Source organism: Rhodanobacter sp. AS-Z3 (assembly GCF_029224025.1).
Classification (GTDB): Bacteria; Pseudomonadota; Gammaproteobacteria; order Xanthomonadales; family Rhodanobacteraceae; genus Rhodanobacter.
Genome location: NZ_CP119392.1, coordinates 442278 through 458522, shown reverse-complemented (window position 1 = coordinate 458522; position 16245 = coordinate 442278). Strand labels below are relative to the sequence as shown.

The 16245-nt window shown below is 61.6% G+C and carries 14 protein-coding genes and 1 pseudogene; 1 reads left to right on the top strand and 14 read right to left on the bottom strand.

From position 1 onward, the window contains the following. Positions 1 to 27 precede the first annotated feature (27 nt). Entirely contained in the window at positions 28 to 942 is a 915-nt protein-coding gene (gene hemC, locus PY254_RS01960; protein ID WP_281013810.1) for a hydroxymethylbilane synthase, read from the bottom strand. Positions 943 to 1076: 134 nt separating this feature from the next. Between hemC and PY254_RS01955 the strand changes: the two genes are divergently transcribed. After that, a complete protein-coding gene (locus PY254_RS01955; protein ID WP_281013808.1) occupies positions 1077 to 1832 on the top strand; it encodes a Bax inhibitor-1/YccA family protein in 756 nt (251 codons plus the stop codon). Positions 1833 to 1894: 62 nt separating this feature from the next. Here PY254_RS01955 and tkt read toward each other — a convergent pair whose 3' ends face one another. The 13 genes and pseudogenes from tkt to PY254_RS01890 form a co-directional block, all read right to left on the bottom strand. Next, positions 1895 to 3943 carry a transketolase gene (gene tkt / locus PY254_RS01950; protein ID WP_281013807.1) on the bottom strand — a complete coding sequence of 683 codons (2049 nt, stop codon included), beginning with the start codon at positions 3941 to 3943 and terminating at the stop codon, positions 1895 to 1897. Between the two features lie 150 nt (positions 3944 to 4093). Further along, the gene (gene pgm, locus PY254_RS01945) at positions 4094 to 5740 is read right to left on the bottom strand and encodes a phosphoglucomutase (alpha-D-glucose-1,6-bisphosphate-dependent) (protein WP_281013806.1); all 1647 of its coding nucleotides are present in this window, start codon (positions 5738 to 5740) and stop codon (positions 4094 to 4096) included. Between the two features lie 131 nt (positions 5741 to 5871). Then, positions 5872 to 7524, bottom strand: coding sequence for a glucose-6-phosphate isomerase (pgi, locus tag PY254_RS01940; RefSeq protein ID WP_281013805.1), 1653 nt, complete (start codon positions 7522 to 7524; stop codon positions 5872 to 5874). Next, positions 7521 to 8624, bottom strand: a complete 1104-nt coding sequence (gene tal, locus PY254_RS01935) for a transaldolase (protein ID WP_281013804.1) — start codon at positions 8622 to 8624, stop codon at positions 7521 to 7523. Before tal ends, pgi begins: the two co-directional genes overlap by 4 nt. 39 nt (positions 8625 to 8663) lie before the next feature. Beyond that, on the bottom strand, positions 8664 to 9380 hold the full coding sequence (locus PY254_RS01930; protein WP_281013802.1) for an HAD family hydrolase: 717 nt from the start codon (positions 9378 to 9380) through the stop codon (positions 8664 to 8666). After that, complete coding sequence (gene zwf / locus PY254_RS01925; RefSeq protein WP_281013801.1) at positions 9374 to 10780, bottom strand: glucose-6-phosphate dehydrogenase; 1407 nt, start codon at positions 10778 to 10780, stop codon at positions 9374 to 9376. The genes PY254_RS01930 and zwf overlap by 7 nt, the downstream gene beginning before the upstream one ends. A 391-nt stretch (positions 10781 to 11171) precedes the next feature. Further along, positions 11172 to 11447: pseudogene (locus PY254_RS18095) on the bottom strand (helix-hairpin-helix domain-containing protein); the annotation flags it as partial. Positions 11448 to 11510: 63 nt separating this feature from the next. Further along, positions 11511 to 11843 carry a DUF7957 family protein gene (locus PY254_RS01915; RefSeq protein ID WP_281013799.1) on the bottom strand — a complete coding sequence of 111 codons (333 nt, stop codon included), beginning with the start codon at positions 11841 to 11843 and terminating at the stop codon, positions 11511 to 11513. A gap of 547 nt (positions 11844 to 12390) precedes the next feature. Continuing rightward, complete coding sequence (locus tag PY254_RS01910; RefSeq protein ID WP_281013798.1) at positions 12391 to 12684, bottom strand: hypothetical protein; 294 nt, start codon at positions 12682 to 12684, stop codon at positions 12391 to 12393. Positions 12685 to 13443: 759 nt separating this feature from the next. After that, positions 13444 to 13836 carry a hypothetical protein gene (locus tag PY254_RS01905; RefSeq protein ID WP_281013797.1) on the bottom strand — a complete coding sequence of 131 codons (393 nt, stop codon included), beginning with the start codon at positions 13834 to 13836 and terminating at the stop codon, positions 13444 to 13446. A gap of 45 nt (positions 13837 to 13881) precedes the next feature. Beyond that, on the bottom strand, positions 13882 to 14190 hold the full coding sequence (locus tag PY254_RS01900; RefSeq protein ID WP_281013796.1) for a hypothetical protein: 309 nt from the start codon (positions 14188 to 14190) through the stop codon (positions 13882 to 13884). A gap of 797 nt (positions 14191 to 14987) precedes the next feature. Then, complete coding sequence (locus tag PY254_RS01895) at positions 14988 to 15560, bottom strand: CDP-alcohol phosphatidyltransferase family protein (RefSeq protein ID WP_281013795.1); 573 nt, start codon at positions 15558 to 15560, stop codon at positions 14988 to 14990. A gap of 81 nt (positions 15561 to 15641) precedes the next feature. Continuing rightward, positions 15642 to 16211, bottom strand: a complete 570-nt coding sequence (locus tag PY254_RS01890) for a pYEATS domain-containing protein (RefSeq protein ID WP_281013794.1) — start codon at positions 16209 to 16211, stop codon at positions 15642 to 15644. Positions 16212 to 16245: the final 34 nt, after the last annotated feature.

Here is a 16245-nt window from a genome sequence, read left to right as displayed (position 1 = left end):
CCCATTCCCCGTTCCCCGTTCCCCGCCTCACCCCAGCAGTTCGCCCGCGCCCTGCGCCAGCAACAGCTCAGCCACCCGTCGGCCCAGTGCCTCGGCTTGGTCAGCGGGGCCGCTGGCCTCGGCGTGCAGCAAGCGCCCGCTGGCGGCATCGCCGACCAGTCCACGCAAATGCAGGCCGTGTTCGGCCAGCGTGCACCACGCACCTACCGGCACCGTGCAGCTGCCGCCCAAGGCGTGGTTCATCGCGCGCTCGGCGGTGATGGTGAGCCGGCTATCGACATCTTCCAGCGCACCGAGCAGGGCCAGCACCGCGAACTGATCCGCGCGCGCCTCGATCGCAATGGCGGCCTGGCCCGGGGCCGGCAACCAGTGCGGTGCGGCCAGTCGCGAACGGATGCGCGAGGCCAGTCCCAATCGTTCCAGCCCGGCACAGGCCAGCACGATCGCGTCGTAGTTGCCGGCGTCCAGCTTGCTCAGTCGGGTGCCCACATTGCCACGCAGGTCGAGCAGCACCAGATCCGGTCGCAACGCGCGCAACTGCGCCTGTCGACGCAATGATGAAGTACCCACCCGCGCACCCTGCGGCAGCGCAGCGAGCTCGGCGTAGTCGTTGCTGACGAACGCGTCCGCGGCATCTGCGCGCGGCAGAATCGTCGGCAACACGAAGCCGGGTTCCAGCTCGGCCGGTACGTCTTTCAGCGAATGCACGGCCAGGTCGGCGCGGCCTTCCAGCATGGCCACTTCCAGTTCCTTCAGGAACAAACCCTTGCCACCGATGCTGGCCAGCGGCTTGTCCAGAATCTCGTCACCGCGTGTGCTCATCGGCACCAGTTCGACGACCAATCCCGGATGCGCGGCGCGCAGCAGCGCGGCCACATGTTCGGCCTGCCACAGCGCGAGCGCGCTTTTGCGGGTGGCAATACGCAGGGTGGATGGATTCATCGGAACTCCGGCAGACTCGGCAAGGTCATATTGTCGCGTAGTTGGTCATGCCAATGCAGCGCGGCGTATCAACGCGGCGGCTGTCGTCGCCGTCAACAGCCAGTACGATGGTGGCAAACCATCGGGAGTTCATCATGCAAAGCGGTAACCCGGCACTCAACAAGAACACCTTTCTCGATGCTGCCAGCGGCGCGGTGGTATCGCATGGCGACCAGGCCATGACCCTCAACGGCACGATCAACAAGACCGGCCTGCTGCTGGTGCTGGTGGTGATCGGTGCCATGTTCAGCTGGAGCAAGTACGCCGGTCCGGAAAGCATCGGAACCTTGCTGCCGCTGATCATGGGCGGCGCCATCAGCGGCTTCGTGCTGGCCATGATCACGGTGTTCAAGAAAACCTGGTCGCCTTACACCGCACCGCTGTATGCGGTGGCGGAGGGCCTGTTCATCGGCGCGCTATCGGCAATCTTCGATGCGCGCTATCCGGGCATCGTGTTGCAGGCCGTCGGTCTCACCTTCGGCATCATGGCGGCGCTGCTGATTGCCTACCGCAGTGGGCTGATCCGCCCCACCGAGAAGTTCAAGCTCGGTATTGTCGCGGCAACCGGAGGCGTGTTTCTGCTCTACATGGCCAATATGGTGATGGGTTTCTTTGGCCATTCGATGGGCTTCATCAACGGCAACAGCGGCATGGGTATCGCTTTCAGCGCTGTCGTGGTGGTGATCGCCGCGCTTAATCTGATCCTCGATTTCGACATGATCGAGCAAGGCGTCCAAGCCCGCGCCCCGAAATACATGGAGTGGTACGGCGCGTTTGCGCTGGTGGTCACCCTGGTCTGGCTGTACCTGGAATTGCTGCGTCTGTTGTCGAAATTGCAGTCGCGCAACTAAGCCGCTGAAACAAAAAGGCCGGCGGATCATGGCGATCCGCCGGCCTTTTCGCATGAGCGGACTTACTTGCTCAGCAACGCCTTCGCCCGCTTCACCACGTTGTCGACGGTGAAGCCGAATTCCTGCAGCAACCTGTCGGCGGGTGCGGACGCGCCGAAACGGTCGATGCCGAGCATATCGCCCTGCTCGCCGGTGTAGCGGCGCCAGCCCTGCGCCACGCCCAACTCCACTGCCAGCCGCGCGGTGACTTCCGGCGGCAGCACTTCGTCGCGGTAACTCTGCGGCTGTGCCTCAAACAGTTCCCAGCTAGGCATCGACACGCAACGCACGGCGATACCGCGGCTTTCGAGCTGCTCGGCGGCTTGCAGGATCAGGCTGACTTCGGAGCCGCTGGCGATCAGGATCAGTGCGGGCTGGTTGTCTTTCGCATCACTCAAGATGTAGGCGCCCCGGCGCACGCCGTCCGCACTGGCGTAGCGCTTGCGGTCGATCGTTGGCAGCTTCTGCCGCGATAGTGCGAACAGTACCGGGTGACCCTTCGAGGTCACGGCGACCTTCCACGCCACCGCCGTCTCGTTGGCATCGGCGGGGCGAATCACGGTGACATTCGGGATCGCGCGCAAACTGGCCAGTTGCTCGACCGGCTGATGTGTCGGGCCGTCCTCGCCCAGCGCGATGCTGTCATGGGTAAAGACATGCACCACGTGCAGTCCCATCAAGGCGGCCAGTCGAATCGATGGACGCATGTAGTCGGAGAAGATCAGGAAGGTGGCGTCGAACGGAAGGAAGCCGCCATGCGCAGCCAGGCCGTTGCTGATCGCCGCCATCGCGTGTTCGCGCACGCCGTAGTGGAAGTTGCGACCGGCGCGACTCCAGCCGCCGCCGTCGGAACCTTCGGTGTCTTCGCCAGGTTTCGCCGGTGGGTTGAAGTCGCCAAAGCCTTTCAGCGCGGTAAAAGTGGACGGATCGAGGTCGGCCGAGCCGCCGCACAATGCCGGCAGTTTCGCCGCGAACGCGTTCATCACCTGCCCGCCGGCGACGCGGGTGGACAGACCCTTCGGGTCGGCGGGGAACAGCGGAATATCTGCGTCCCAGGCTTGCGGCAGTTCGCCACCCAGGCGGGCCTGCAGCTCGCTTGCCAGTGACGGGAACGCGGCGGCGTATGCCTGCATTTGTCCGTTCCACGCCGACTGCGCCTGCGCGCCGCGCTGTTGCACTTCACGCATGTGGGCCAGCGCGGCCTCCGGCACAATGAAGTCCGGCTCCACCGGCCAGCCCAGGTTTTGCTTGGTTTTCTTCACGTTCTCCACGCCCAGCGGCGAGCCGTGGGCTTCGTGGCTGTCCTGCTCGGGTGAGCCGAAGCCGATATGCGTGCGTACCAGAATCAACGACGGTCGGCTGGTGTCCTCGCGCGCGGCGCGCAAGGCGGCGTGGATCGCATCGATATCGTTGCCATCGTCGACGTGGATGGTCTGCCAGCCATACGCGTCGAAACGCGCGCCACGATCTTCGGAGAAGGTCATGTCGGTGCCGGCAGACAAGGTCACGTAGTTGTCGTCGTACAGGCAGATCAGCTTGCCCAGCTTCAGGTGGCCGGCCAGCGAAGCCGCTTCGCTGGCCACGCCTTCCATCAGGTCGCCGTCACTGACGATCGCCCACGTGTGATGGTCGATGATGGTGTGGCCATCGCGGTTGTACGTGGCTGCCAACTGCGCTTCACCCATCGCCATGCCGACCGCATTGGCCAGGCCCTGGCCGAGCGGACCGGTGGTGACTTCCACACCGGGAGTGTGACCGTACTCGGGATGACCGGGTGTCTTGCTGCCCCACTGGCGGAACTGCTTGAGGTCGTCCAGTGACACGTCATAGCCGCTGGCGAACAGCAAGCTGTAGAGCAGCGCCGAACCGTGTCCGGCGGACAGCACGAAGCGGTCGCGATCCGCCCAGTGTGGGTCAGCAGGGTGGAACTTCATGTGTCGCGTCCACAACACATATGCCATCGTGGCGGCGCCCAGCGGCAGTCCGGGGTGACCGCTGTCGGCTTTCTGGATCATGTCCACCGACAGGAACCGAAGCATGTTGATGCATTGCTGGTCGAGATCGTTGGACATGGTGTTCTCCAGTGTTGAGGGGTTGTATATCGGGTGCGAAATGTCGCGCAAGTCGGGCATGGCCTGCCGGGCGGTCGGGCGTTGTAGGAGCGCACCCAGTGCGCGAGCATTTCGTCGCGTGACGAAGAGCATCGCGCACCGGGTGCGCTCCTACGCGAGCGCGGCGTCGACGATTTTCTGTGCCTCGTCGAGCAGGCTCTTCAGGTGTTCTTCGCTCTTGAAGCTTTCCGCGTAAATCTTGTAGATCGCCTCGGTGCCAGACGGCCGCGCGGCGAACCAGCCGTTGGCGGCAATCGCCTTGATCCCGCCAATCGCTGCGCCGTTGCCGGGTGCCTTGTCCAGCACCTGTTCGATCTTCTCGCCGGCAAGCTGATCGCTCTTCAGCTGATCGGGAGAGAGTTTGGAAAGTTTGGACTTCTGTGCTGGTGTGGCAGCGGCTTCGAGGCGGTTTGCGTAGGGCTTGCCAAGCTCGCTGGTGAGCTGGTCGAACAGCTCGCCGGGGTCCTTGCCGGCGCGCGCGGTGATCTCCGCCGACAACAAGGCTGGCACCAGGCCGTCCTTGTCGGTCGTCCACACCGAACCATCAAGGCGCAGCAGCGACGCGCCCGCGCTTTCCTCGCAACCGAAACCCAGCGAACCGTCGAACAGACCTTCGGAGAACCATTTGAAACCGACCGGCACTTCGTACAACTTGCGTCCCAGTCGCTGCACCACACGATCAATCAGGGCGGTGGTGACCACGGTCTTGCCCACTGCCGCCTGGTCACTCCAGTGCGGGCGGTTGCGATACAGGTAATCAATCAACACCGACAAATAATGGTTCGGTTCCATCAGTCCGCTGGAACGGGTGACCACACCGTGGCGATCGTGGTCGGTGTCGCAGGCAAACGCCACGTCGTACTGGCCCTTCAGGCTAATCAGTCGTTGCATTGCGTACTTCGACGACGGGTCCATGCGGATCTTGCCGTCCCAGTCCACGCTCATGAAAGCGAACTGCGGATCGACCACATCGCTGACCACGGTAAGGTCGAGTTTGTAGCGCTCGGCGATCGGCGCCCAGTAGTGCACGCCGGCACCACCGAGCGGATCGACGCCCATGTGCACGCCGGCACTGCGGATGAGGTCGAAGTCGATGATGTTGGCGAGGTCGGCAACGTAGGAATTGAGGTAGTCGTGTTCGTGGGTGCTGGCGGCCTTGCGCGCCTGCGCGAACGGTACGCGCTTCACCTCTTTCAGCCCGGCCTCGATCAGCGCGTTGGCACGGTTTTCCACCCACTTGGTGATGTCGGTATCGGCCGGTCCGCCATTGGTCGGGTTGTACTTGAAGCCGCCGTTGTCCGGCGGATTGTGCGACGGGGTGATCACGATGCCGTCGGCAAGACCATGGGTGCGGTGCTTGTTGTAGCAAAGGATCGCGTGAGAGATCGCCGGCGTGGGGGTGAACTCGCCACCGCTGGCAATCATCACCTCGACGCCATTCGCCGCCAGCACTTCCAGCGCACTTTCGAACGCCGGTTGTGACAGCGCATGCGTGTCGAAGCCCATGTACAACGGACCATCGATGCCCTTCGACTGGCGGTACTCGCAGATTGCCTGACTGATCGCCAGGATATGCCATTCGTTGAAGCTGCCATCGAGCGAACTGCCGCGATGCCCCGACGTGCCGAATGCCACGCGCTGCGCCGGCACCGATGGATCGGGTCGGGTATCGGCATAGGCGGCCAGCAGTTTTGGCACGTCGACCAGGATCGACTTCGGTGCCGGCTTGCCGGCGAGGGGGCTGATTTTCTGACTCATGGGCTTTCGGAAAACTCTCGGTTGGAATTCACCAACGGGTGGATTGTTCGTCGGAGCGCACCCTCTGCGCGAATGCTCTTCATCACATCCACGAAAGGCATTCGCTCAAACGCTGCGCTTCGACGACACCGTCAGGGCTGGCCATCTCGCAACTGGCGATAGCGACGTATCAAGGTATTGGTCGAGCTGTCGTGGGCAAGTGACGGTTCGTCTTTCGCGGTCAGCTCGGCAATGGTGGTCTTGGCCAGCTGCTTGCCCAGTTCCACACCCCACTGATCGAACGAGTCGATGCCCCAGATCACGCCCTGCACGAATACGCTGTGCTCATACAGTGCGATCAGTGTGCCGAGTACATGGGGTGTCAACTTGGCGGCGAGGATGGTGGTGCTGGGACGATTGCCGTCGAACGTGCGATGCGGTGCCAGCGCCGCGTCCGTACCTTGGGCACGCACTTCTTCAACCGTCTTGCCGAATGCCAGCGCCTCGCCTTGGGCAATCAGGTTCGCCATCAGCAAATCGTGCTGATCGCCACCGCCTTGCGCCGGCAACGGGTTCAGTGGCTGACCAAAACCGATGAAGTCACATGGCACGATAGGCGTGCCTTGATGGATCAACTGGTAGAACGAATGCTGCCCGTTGGTGCCCGGCTCGCCCCAGTAGATCGGGCAGGTGTTGTAGTTGACGCGGGTGCCGTCCAGCGTAACGTGCTTGCCGTTGCTCTCCATCGTCAACTGCTGCAGGTAGGCGGGAAAACGTTTCAGGTACTGCTCGTAGGGAAGCACCGCGACCGTGGCGGCATCCAGAAAATTGCTGTTCCAGACCCCAAGCAGGCCCATGATTGCCGGCAGATTGTGCTCCAGCGGCGTATGGCGAAAGTGTTCGTCCATTGCATGGAAGCCGGCCAGCATGTCGCGGAATCCCTTGGCGCCGATCGCCAGCATGGTGGACAGGCCAATCGCCGAATCCATCGAGTAGCGACCGCCCACCCAGTCCCAGAAGCCGAACATGTTGGCGGTGTCGATGCCGAACTTCGCTACGCCTTCGGCATTGGTAGATACCGCGACGAAGTGTTTGGCCACTGCACTCTCTTCGCCCAGCGCTGCCACGCTCCATGCCCGCGCAGCGTGCGCGTTGGTCAGCGTTTCCAGCGTGGTGAAGGTTTTCGAGCAGACGATGAACAGTGTTTCTGCGGCGTCCAGATCGCGGACGGCTTCAGCAAAGTCGGTGCCGTCCACGTTGGAGACGAAGCGGAACGTCAGCTCGCGCTGGCTGTAATCGCGCAGGGCTTCGTAGGCCATCACCGGGCCGAGGTCCGAGCCGCCGATGCCGATATTGATGACGTTGCGGATCGGTTTGCTGCTGTGGCCCTTCCACGCGCCGCTGCGTACCTTTTCCGAGAACGCGGCCATGCGGTCGAGCACGTCATGCACGTCGGGTACCACGTCGTGGCCGTCGACCAGAATCTGCTCGCCGCGCGGTGCACGCAGTGCCACATGCAGCACCGCGCGATCCTCGGTGGTGTTGATCTTGCGACCGCTGAACATCGCCTCGACCCGCTGCGGCAACTGGCGTGCGCCAGCCAGTTCGCACAGCAGGCGCAGTGTATCGGCGGTTACCCGCTGCTTGGAGTAGTCCAGATAAAGTCCGACCGCTTCCACGGCCAGTGTTTCACCTCGCCTGGGATCGGCGGCAAACAGTTCACGCAGATGCTTGTCACCGACTTCGGCAAAGTGCTGCTGCAAAGCCTGCCATTGCGGCAGGCGGGTCAAGGCGCCCTGACTCATTTCAGCACGGCTCCGTTGGACTTCTCGGCGAGCTGGCTGGTCTTGTCGGCGATGCCATCGAGCAGGTGATGCCACGATTTCACGAACGACTCGGCACCCTCTTGCTGCAAGGTAAGGGCCAGCTTGTCGATGTCCACACCCGCCTTGCTGATGCGGGCCAGCATGGCATCCGCATTGCCGCCGTCGACCGGCATGGATCCGTGCAGCTCACCATGATCGGCAAACGCATGCAGGGTTTTCTCCGGCATGGTGTTGATGGTGTCGGGCGCTGCCAGCGCGCTGATATACAGGGTGTCAGACGCGCTCGCATCCTTGGTGCCGGTGCTGGCCCACAACAGGCGCTGGGGCATCGCGCCGGCCGTGGCAAGCTTCTGCCAGCGCGCTGACGCCAGCACCTGGCGATAGGCGAGGTAGGTCTGCTGGCCCACGGCAATACCCAGCGTGTTGTGCAGTTCGTCCGGCAACTGCTTGTTGCTGGCTACGTCCCAGCGGCTGATGAACAGCGAGGCGACCGAACCGACCTTGGGGTCAAGCCCCGCTTCCAGTCGCCGTTCGATACCACGCATATAAGCGTCCGCCACGGCCTGGTATTGCGCGCAGGAAAACAGCAGGGTCACGTTGATCGGAATGCCGAGGAAGATCGCCTCTTCGATCGCCGGCACGCCTGCGGGGGTGCCGGGAATTTTCACGAACAGGTTGTCGCGCCGGCCCTGCGCATGGATGGCCTTCGCCGCAGCAATCGAGCCAGCCGTATCGGCGGCCAGCAGCGGCGAGACCTCCATCGATACCCAGCCGTCTACGTGATGAGTCGCTTCGAAGACCGGCTTGAACAGGTCGGCCGCGCGGCGCAGGTCTTCCAGCGCCAGCTCGGTAAACAGCGCTTCGCCTTGCAGGCCCGCCAGTGACTTGGCGTGAATGCCGGCGTCATAGGCATCGCCGCCGCTGATCGCCGCGTCAAAGATGCTGGGGTTCGAGGTCAGCCCGGTGATCGAATCTTCCGCGATGTAGCGCGCCAGCGTGCCGTCATCGAGCAGGGTGCGGGTGATGTTGTCCAGCCACAGGCTTTGGCCGAGTTCGTGCAGTTGGCGAGTCGCTTTCATGTGTGCTCCATGTCGGGTTGCAACGGGGGAATGGGGGGTTCAATCTGCCGCCAGGCGAATGACCGGCGCCGTCGGCAGGAAGTCTTCAAGCTTACGCCTGCGTAGATCACCGATGCACGCGATGGTGATGTCCGGCGCGGGGTTGATCGTTTCGCTACTGGCCGCAGCGGCGTAGTGACCTTGCTGCACGAACACCGTGGTCAGCTTGCGGCCAAGCTGCCGCTTCATGTCCGCCAGAATGTGTGGCTTGTCGTCGACCATTACGTAGTGCGCGGCCGGATACCGCTGTTGCATGCCCACCAGCATCTGCTGCTTGTGCACGTAGACCAGAACCTCGCCACGCAGCGCCTGCCACAGGCCGGCACGCTGGATCTTGCGCGGCTGGAACACCACATCGCCGTCAGAAAGAATCGCGGTGGTACCCAGCGAGCGCAGGTGCGCCACGGTCTCCAGCGCATACGGATAAAGCCGCTCGGCGAACGGATATTCCAACAGGTAATGCGACATCTGCAGCAACGACGGATCGCTGTCCAGACCGCTGCGGAAGCGTTGCAGCGCGCCCAGGTAATCGGCAAAACCGGTGAGCTGGCGCAGCTCTTCGTAAATCGCCCAATAGCGCTTGCGCTCGGTTTCACCGAACGCTGCATCCAGCGTGCTGGCAAGGTCGGCGCCGAAGCGGTCGTTGTCGAGCAAGGTGTTGTCCACGTCCAGCAGAAACACCACGGCGGCAGCTTCGGAGCGGTGATCGGTCAGCATGGCGGGCTCTGCTCCGGCTGGGTGTCGTGCCAGCCCTCATCGTCACTGACAATGCCGGCAGCGGAATCCGGACCCCAGCTGCCGGGCTCGTAGAACTCCACCGGGGCCTCATGCGTCAGCACCTGGTCGACCACGGCCCACGCCGCCTCGACGCATTCGTCGCTGGTGAACAGGCCGTTGTCGCCTCGGATCGCATCGCCGAGCAGGCGCTCGTACGGTGACATCTCCGGGCCCGAATCATGCCGCGCCACCAGCTCCACCGCCTCGCCGGTCATTTCCTCGCCCGGCTTCTTCACCCGCATGCCTTCGGCGATCACCACCTCGGGGCTGAGCCGAAAGCGGAAGTAGTTCGATTGCGGTTCGCCAATCGGATCGAACACCGACAGCGGTGGCGGCTTCATGTCCACCAGCACCTGGGTGGTGGTCAGCGGCAGCTTCTTGCCCGTACGGATATAGAACGGCACGCCGGCCCAGCGCCAGGTGTCGATGTGCAGACACAAGGCTACGAAGGTTTCCACATTCGAATCCGCCGCCACGCCATCGACCTGCCGGTAGCCCTTGAACTGACCACGCACCACCTCGGCCGGATTGAGCGGACGCATCGCGCGAAACAAGCGCAGCTTCTCCGCGCGCAGCGCCTCCGGGTCGTTGCCGATCGGCGCATCCATCGCCAACAGCGAGGTCACCTGCAGCAGGTGGTTCTGCAATACATCGCGGATGGCACCGACGCCTTCATAGAATCCGCCACGCCCATCCACGCCGAATTCCTCGGCCATGGTGATCTGCACGCGGTCGACATAGCGGTTGTTCCATACCGGTTCGAGCACGGTGTTGGCAAAGCGGAAGTACAACAGGTTCTGCACCGGCTCCTTGCCCAGGTAATGGTCGATGCGGAAGATCGCCGATTCCGGAAACACGGCATGCAAGGTCTGGTTCAAAGCACGTGCCGAGGCCAGGTCACGACCGAACGGCTTCTCCACCACGATCCGCGCATCGTCCGCACAACCCGCCTGCTTCAGTCCCTTGGCAACCACACCAAACAGGCTCGGTGGTATTGCCAGGTAGTGCAGCGGCCGCTTCGCCGTGCCCAGTGCCTGCTTCAATTCGGCGAAGGTCGCCGGATCGTTATAGTCACCATCGACGTAGTTGAGCCGTGCCGCCAGCTTCTTGAAGGCTGCTTCGTCGAGCTGGCCGCCGCCGTGCTTTGCCGCCTCGGTCAGACTTTCATGCGCGCGTTCGCGCAACTGCTCCAGGTTCCAGCCAGAGTGCGCCACGCCAATGATCGGCAGGTCCAGCCCGTCACGCGTCATCATCGCCAGCAACGCGGGGAAGATCTTCTTGTACGCCAGGTCGCCGGTGGCGCCGAAAAAGACCAGGGCATCCGAACGAGGTGTCGGCATGAGGTGAGGTTCTCCTTGGGGCGGGCGGCGCCTGAGTCATCAGGTGGCCTGCGTGGCGGCGGGTACGGCGTGTTCAGGCAATGCCTGCACGTCGAAGATCAAATCTACCTGCAAAGCGTGCACGCTGACAGGTTAAGTTGATGCATAAAAACCCGTGACGCGCGTGTCGTCATCATGCGCAGGAACTTGCAGGTCATGGTGACTGACAAGCGGCGCAGCCGTGTTCCGGCACTCATCGCTTATCGCGCACGCGCGTCGTGCCGACGGCGGGCTGGGCGGCGTGCGACGGGATCTCGACCCCCGGACAAGTTTCCACGTAAGTCTCGCCGACGCCATCGCGTGGCCGCACTGCCGCTTTCGGTTCGGCCGCAGCATTGTCCAGCGCTGTGTACTGCCGTTTGCGCTGCGCGGTAAAATGCCACCATGGCTCGGCCTCGCCACCAGAAAGAAAGTGCGTCACCGACATGAACACATCGAGCACGCAGGGGTCCTGGCGCGATCCCGTGGCAGCACAAAGCGCGTGGTACATCACCAGTGGATCAGCACCGATCAATTGCGCCGGTTCACTGAAACCAAGCAAGACAAAATCCCGCGCCGAAGCGGGACCGATGTTCGGCAGATCCGTGAACTGGCGTATGCGCGAACGCACGACCTTGGCTGGATTCATGACGCCTGACGCCTGCGTGAAACGGCAACGAAGCCGCGTGTCGTACGTGGGTGGCGCACCGCGCTAGCGAGTGAACCGAGTGCTGAGGACCTGGCCGTTTGCCTCGTCGATAATGCACTCGCAACCGGCAAGATTGAAGACAGTCAGCGGCTGCGCGCTGATGAAGTGCGTGTAGGCGTCGACCGCACCGCCGCCAATGTCGGCGACACGCCACAAGGTGTTTCCGGCAAGATCATGGGCAAAAAAATTGCGCGCGGGGTGCTGGCGAGGGAAGTCCATGTAGTCGTAGATGACATACACGCGAACACCGACCTGTATCGCCTCAAGCACCGCGTGACCCGCCCAGATGTGACCGCCGTCGGCAACGATGTAGCCGTCCTCGACGGTGAGCTTCATGCGGGGAAAAACGTCAGTCGATTGGCAAAGACGCGTTCACGTGACGGCATGGATGCCGGCTCAGCCCGCCTGCTCATCGATACACCATGGCTTCCGCAAGGTGCTGCAGTTCGGTCAGCCGATCCAGCGCATCGCTGGCGAGATCTTCGGGGTACTGGATGCGAATGGTCTTCAGGCGCAAGGCAAGCGAAGCCCATTCATCGGTGAGGCCACTGGTTCTCGGATAGCACGGCAGGATTTAACGCAGCGGTCGACATGCGCGCCGCTCGCACCATCCGTCAACAAGCTGGTCAAGCTGAACATCCCATGCGGTGATGTCTGCGTTCATGCGGTTCTGCACTTGGATGGCATGGTTGAGTGGCAGCGTGTCCTGAATCAAGCGTCAGCAGCGGGGCTTCGGGAGTGTTCGACCTCCAAATGCTCATGGATAAGTAGTGCTGCGACAAAGGCGAGCGCCAGCAAGGCAAACAGTGCGGGCAGGTGTCGGCGTGCCTGCGTCGTGATGCCTGGCGAAGTCTCTGCATTGCGTAGCGGCTTTACCTGAAAATCAGGCTACCAGCACCAGCCAGATAGCGTGCGCGGAGGCTATCGAAACGGCGGCAAGGGTCAAAAGGGCTGCGAAATTCAGCCCGGCAATAGGCAATACGCGACCGCTAGTGAAGCCCATGGACTTCCCCTCGGCGCGAATCTCCTTGACGTTGGCGCCAACGGCCAATGCAACCAGTACGAAGGCCGCAAGGACAAGCGCTGCGATGACGCTACCGGACGTCAGTGGATAGCTTGCCGCGCTGAGCAGCGTGGCGAGAAGAAAGGCCATGGCGGTGCGTGGAACCGGATTCATCTGCGTAATACTCCCTGTGTGAACAATCCATTCAATCCAGAGTCGGCTGCGGTGTGTTGCCGTAGCCATCTAGTCTGGTCTCGCCGCGACAAACGAGTGAGCGTGCGTTGTATTGGCTCAGGCACGCCGCCTGGGTTCATCCGAGCTTTCCAGGCTTATCGCGGCCGGAACAAGTACTGCAGCGACAACCAACAAAACCACCGAGACGAGGAGCGCAACTGGCCAAGACCAGACAGGTACCTGCTTGAACATATGCAAAGCACCCTCGCCAAAGCATAGCCCGCACAATCCAGCCAAGCCACAACCGACGGACGCGATGAGAAACCGCCTGTTTTTGACAACAACAGAAGTCATTTCGTGATGCTCCCTGGACTTTGCGATGGGAATGACCAGACGCGTGAGCCCTATGCGTGAAAGCCACACTGTGTGGCTCTCGTGCCATGGCCAGGTGGCGCCGTTCACCCGCTGTAACCGAGACGCAGCCGCAGCCAACCCATAGCTTATCGAAAACGGCGTGCTGCCCGCACCCTCAGCGAGCCACCAAATAGCGAAAAACCTTACACCGATTGCAGAACCTGCTGAGTGCTTGTCGAGGTATGTGGCGAGGAACAGTCCGCAGCCCGCACCGCTGAGTAGACGGCAACCACGTTTTGAATGGTTGAATCGTGGCATCCCACTTTCTGTTGAAAGCCTGACGCAGGCGGTGCGCGGTGTCGCTGCCGTCCACCTGCTGCAAACGCCAGCAGACCCGATCTTGGATCAGGCGGGAAGAGCCCCCTTTGTTCGCTTCCGTCGGACTAAAAACAGCACCACGCCGAAGACAACCAAGGCTGCCACCCAAAGCGGTATATACAGCAACCAGGCCAAACCGGACTCTCGCGGGGCAACGGCGAACAGAATCCACCACTGAAACGCAGCCAGTAGAACGTTGAGCGCGCCCAGCATGAGCAGCACCGCCGCATGGCGATCCTGGAGCCAGCAGCCGCTGGCACAGGCAATAAGATGCGGCGCTGCCATATACAGGTAATTGGCAAGAAGTCCCCGAAATGCATTGCCGCCGTGGCACATGCCAACCAGCACAAACAGAACTGCCGGGAAGACAAGTGACAAACCCAAGAGTGCTGCAAATCGCGCGGACGTTACCATGGTCACCTACTTGGGATTGCAGCAGCGGCACAGCAGTGCCCTTGACGGTTGCTAACCGTTCTTCCCCGCCATGCGGGCAGCTTTGGCTCGCGCAGCAAGATGGATGGATGCGGTTGCCAAATAAGAACCAAGCGCAAACCAGAGCATGCACGCCGCCAAAAGCAACCAGAACGCCGCCAATCGATCGTCCATGCGCATGTGGAAAAAAAACCACCCAGCGGGAACGACCACGACGGCCACCCAGAGCCAGACTTGCCAGCGCGTACGCAGGGCGGTTTGGGTTTGCTCAGCGATGATTTCGCGAGCCACTGACTTGGGCAGCGCATATTGCGAAACCAGCGTGTCGACTGTTGTGAACATCCCTGTCACCTCTGGTGCTGGAATTGATCGATAGCTGCCAATGTGATGCTGTCGATCGTAACAATAACAGCGCCGACGCCAAGTTGCCGTATGCCATGGATAGAGCCAAAAAAGCCCGTGAACAGACGCTTGCAACCAAGCGCTTTTGCCGAACGCAAGACCCGCCTGAGGTTACCAACGCCAACCATAACGGTGCTTCCTTGCTTTATGTAACTGCCGTGATGCCTCTGCGTCGACGATGAACAAGCCACTGCTACCCGTTGAGGCACCATAGATGCCGAGCCACACCAGCCAAACAGCGACACCTACCGCCGCGAGACTATAGAGCACGTCCGTCAAAGGCACTGCTCCACGAAAGTAGCTCCAGCCCGTGTGACAAGCTCCGCCCGCCAGTAGCACAGCAAACAGGAAGCAGACGAGCCGTCGAAACCATAGCCATGTGGTTGCTATCCACTTCATGGAAACCTGTTGCCTTGATTGAGTACCGACGCCGTAGACCTTTCTGAAAGAGCGGCCATGCACAGACGCCAGATTATTGCGCCCAGGCGAAAACGCCGAGGGCTTGATGCAACACATGGCATAGCATCAGCACCAGAGCAGCGTGAAGTGCTGCGCGATTCCGATGGCCTTCCATCTTGTGACGAAATGGCAGGATTTCCAAGCTCTTCCATTCTTGCCGACCTTGCCTATTGTTGGCCTTCTTGTTCACGCTGGGTCAGCCCAGCACCAACGAGTCAGGCCCAGCCGCAAGGCTGATGCGCCCCAGTCGAACATCCCACCTAGTATCTGCCTGACGGTCAGACCTCAGCCCGGCGCAGCTGGATAGCGTGATAGAGCGAAGGCACGTCGGTCTGCCACTGCTTCAGCGTCATCGATATCGCAAACCCCTCCAGGTCAGCCACGATGCCGAGGTAGATCGCGAGCGCGACGGGCCAGCCGCCCCGACCGAGAGCGAGCAAGCAGAAAAAGCCGGCAAATAGTGCCAGGCCCCACACTTTGGAAGACCACATGTGATAGCTGGCCTCGCGCCGAAATTTGGCGTAGTCAAACGCGTATCGGCTCAATTCGACGACCAGCAATACGCCCAAAGGAATCAGGTAATCGCGAACCTGGCCTTCATGCAGATGCCAGGCGGCGAACATGGCGCAAACATAGAACACTGAATCGGCAAGGCTGTCGAGGCGTCTCAGCGTGGCTGTTGCCACTCCCAGCCTCCGGGCCATGACACCATCGAAAACATCCGAAAGAAAGCCTGTGACAAGTACGATCCCGAGCAGAAGTCGATCGGGCCATGCCATGGCCAGCAAAACCAGCACCGGCGCCAGCAAGGCACGTATCGCGGTGAGCGCCAGCGGCAGGTGTAGAAGCAATCGCACAGAGCTAAGTTCCGAGCTCTAGCACTGGAATTGAGCGGCGGAAGCCTCCAGCGCGCTTGAAGCAGGGATTACGCATCACGCACGGGCGGCCATGTTTTGGTACGTGCCCTTTAGTGGCGGTGATGCATCCGTCAAATCAATGAACCGTGACAGTCGAACGGGCTGCGCCTGGCCTTCAACGTACACCTCCGCTCGAATGAGGGAATAGCCGTTCGCCAACTCGTTCAGTTCAAAGTTGGTGGAAAGGGTGCCTCCGATTTGGACCGGCGTTGGATACGCGTCTTCCAGGCGATACACGACGTATTCAACTTGCGCCAATGCCTCCGGCGTACCAAAGACGATGACGTGAAATCGATACATGGGCCTGCCGTGCGCCGCATCATGTTTCTCGGATCGCCAACTTCGATGGATTAGCGCGAAGTGGTTGTCTGTCAGCCGTTGGCCTTCTATGGGAACCTGAAGCTGTCCAGCAGCCTTTCCAATGGTGACTATGCCAACCCTGATTTCGTCACCTTGCCGCACTCTGCCCAGCGAAGCTTGGATGATTGATCTTGCTAAGTCTCGAAAGTGAAAGAGCGTAACTGCAAAAATGATTGGCCAGGCAAGGCTTCCAATGGCACTGAGAAGTGTGGATGTCTCGCTCATGTGGCTTCCTCCTCTTCACTCTGTGATGCCTAAC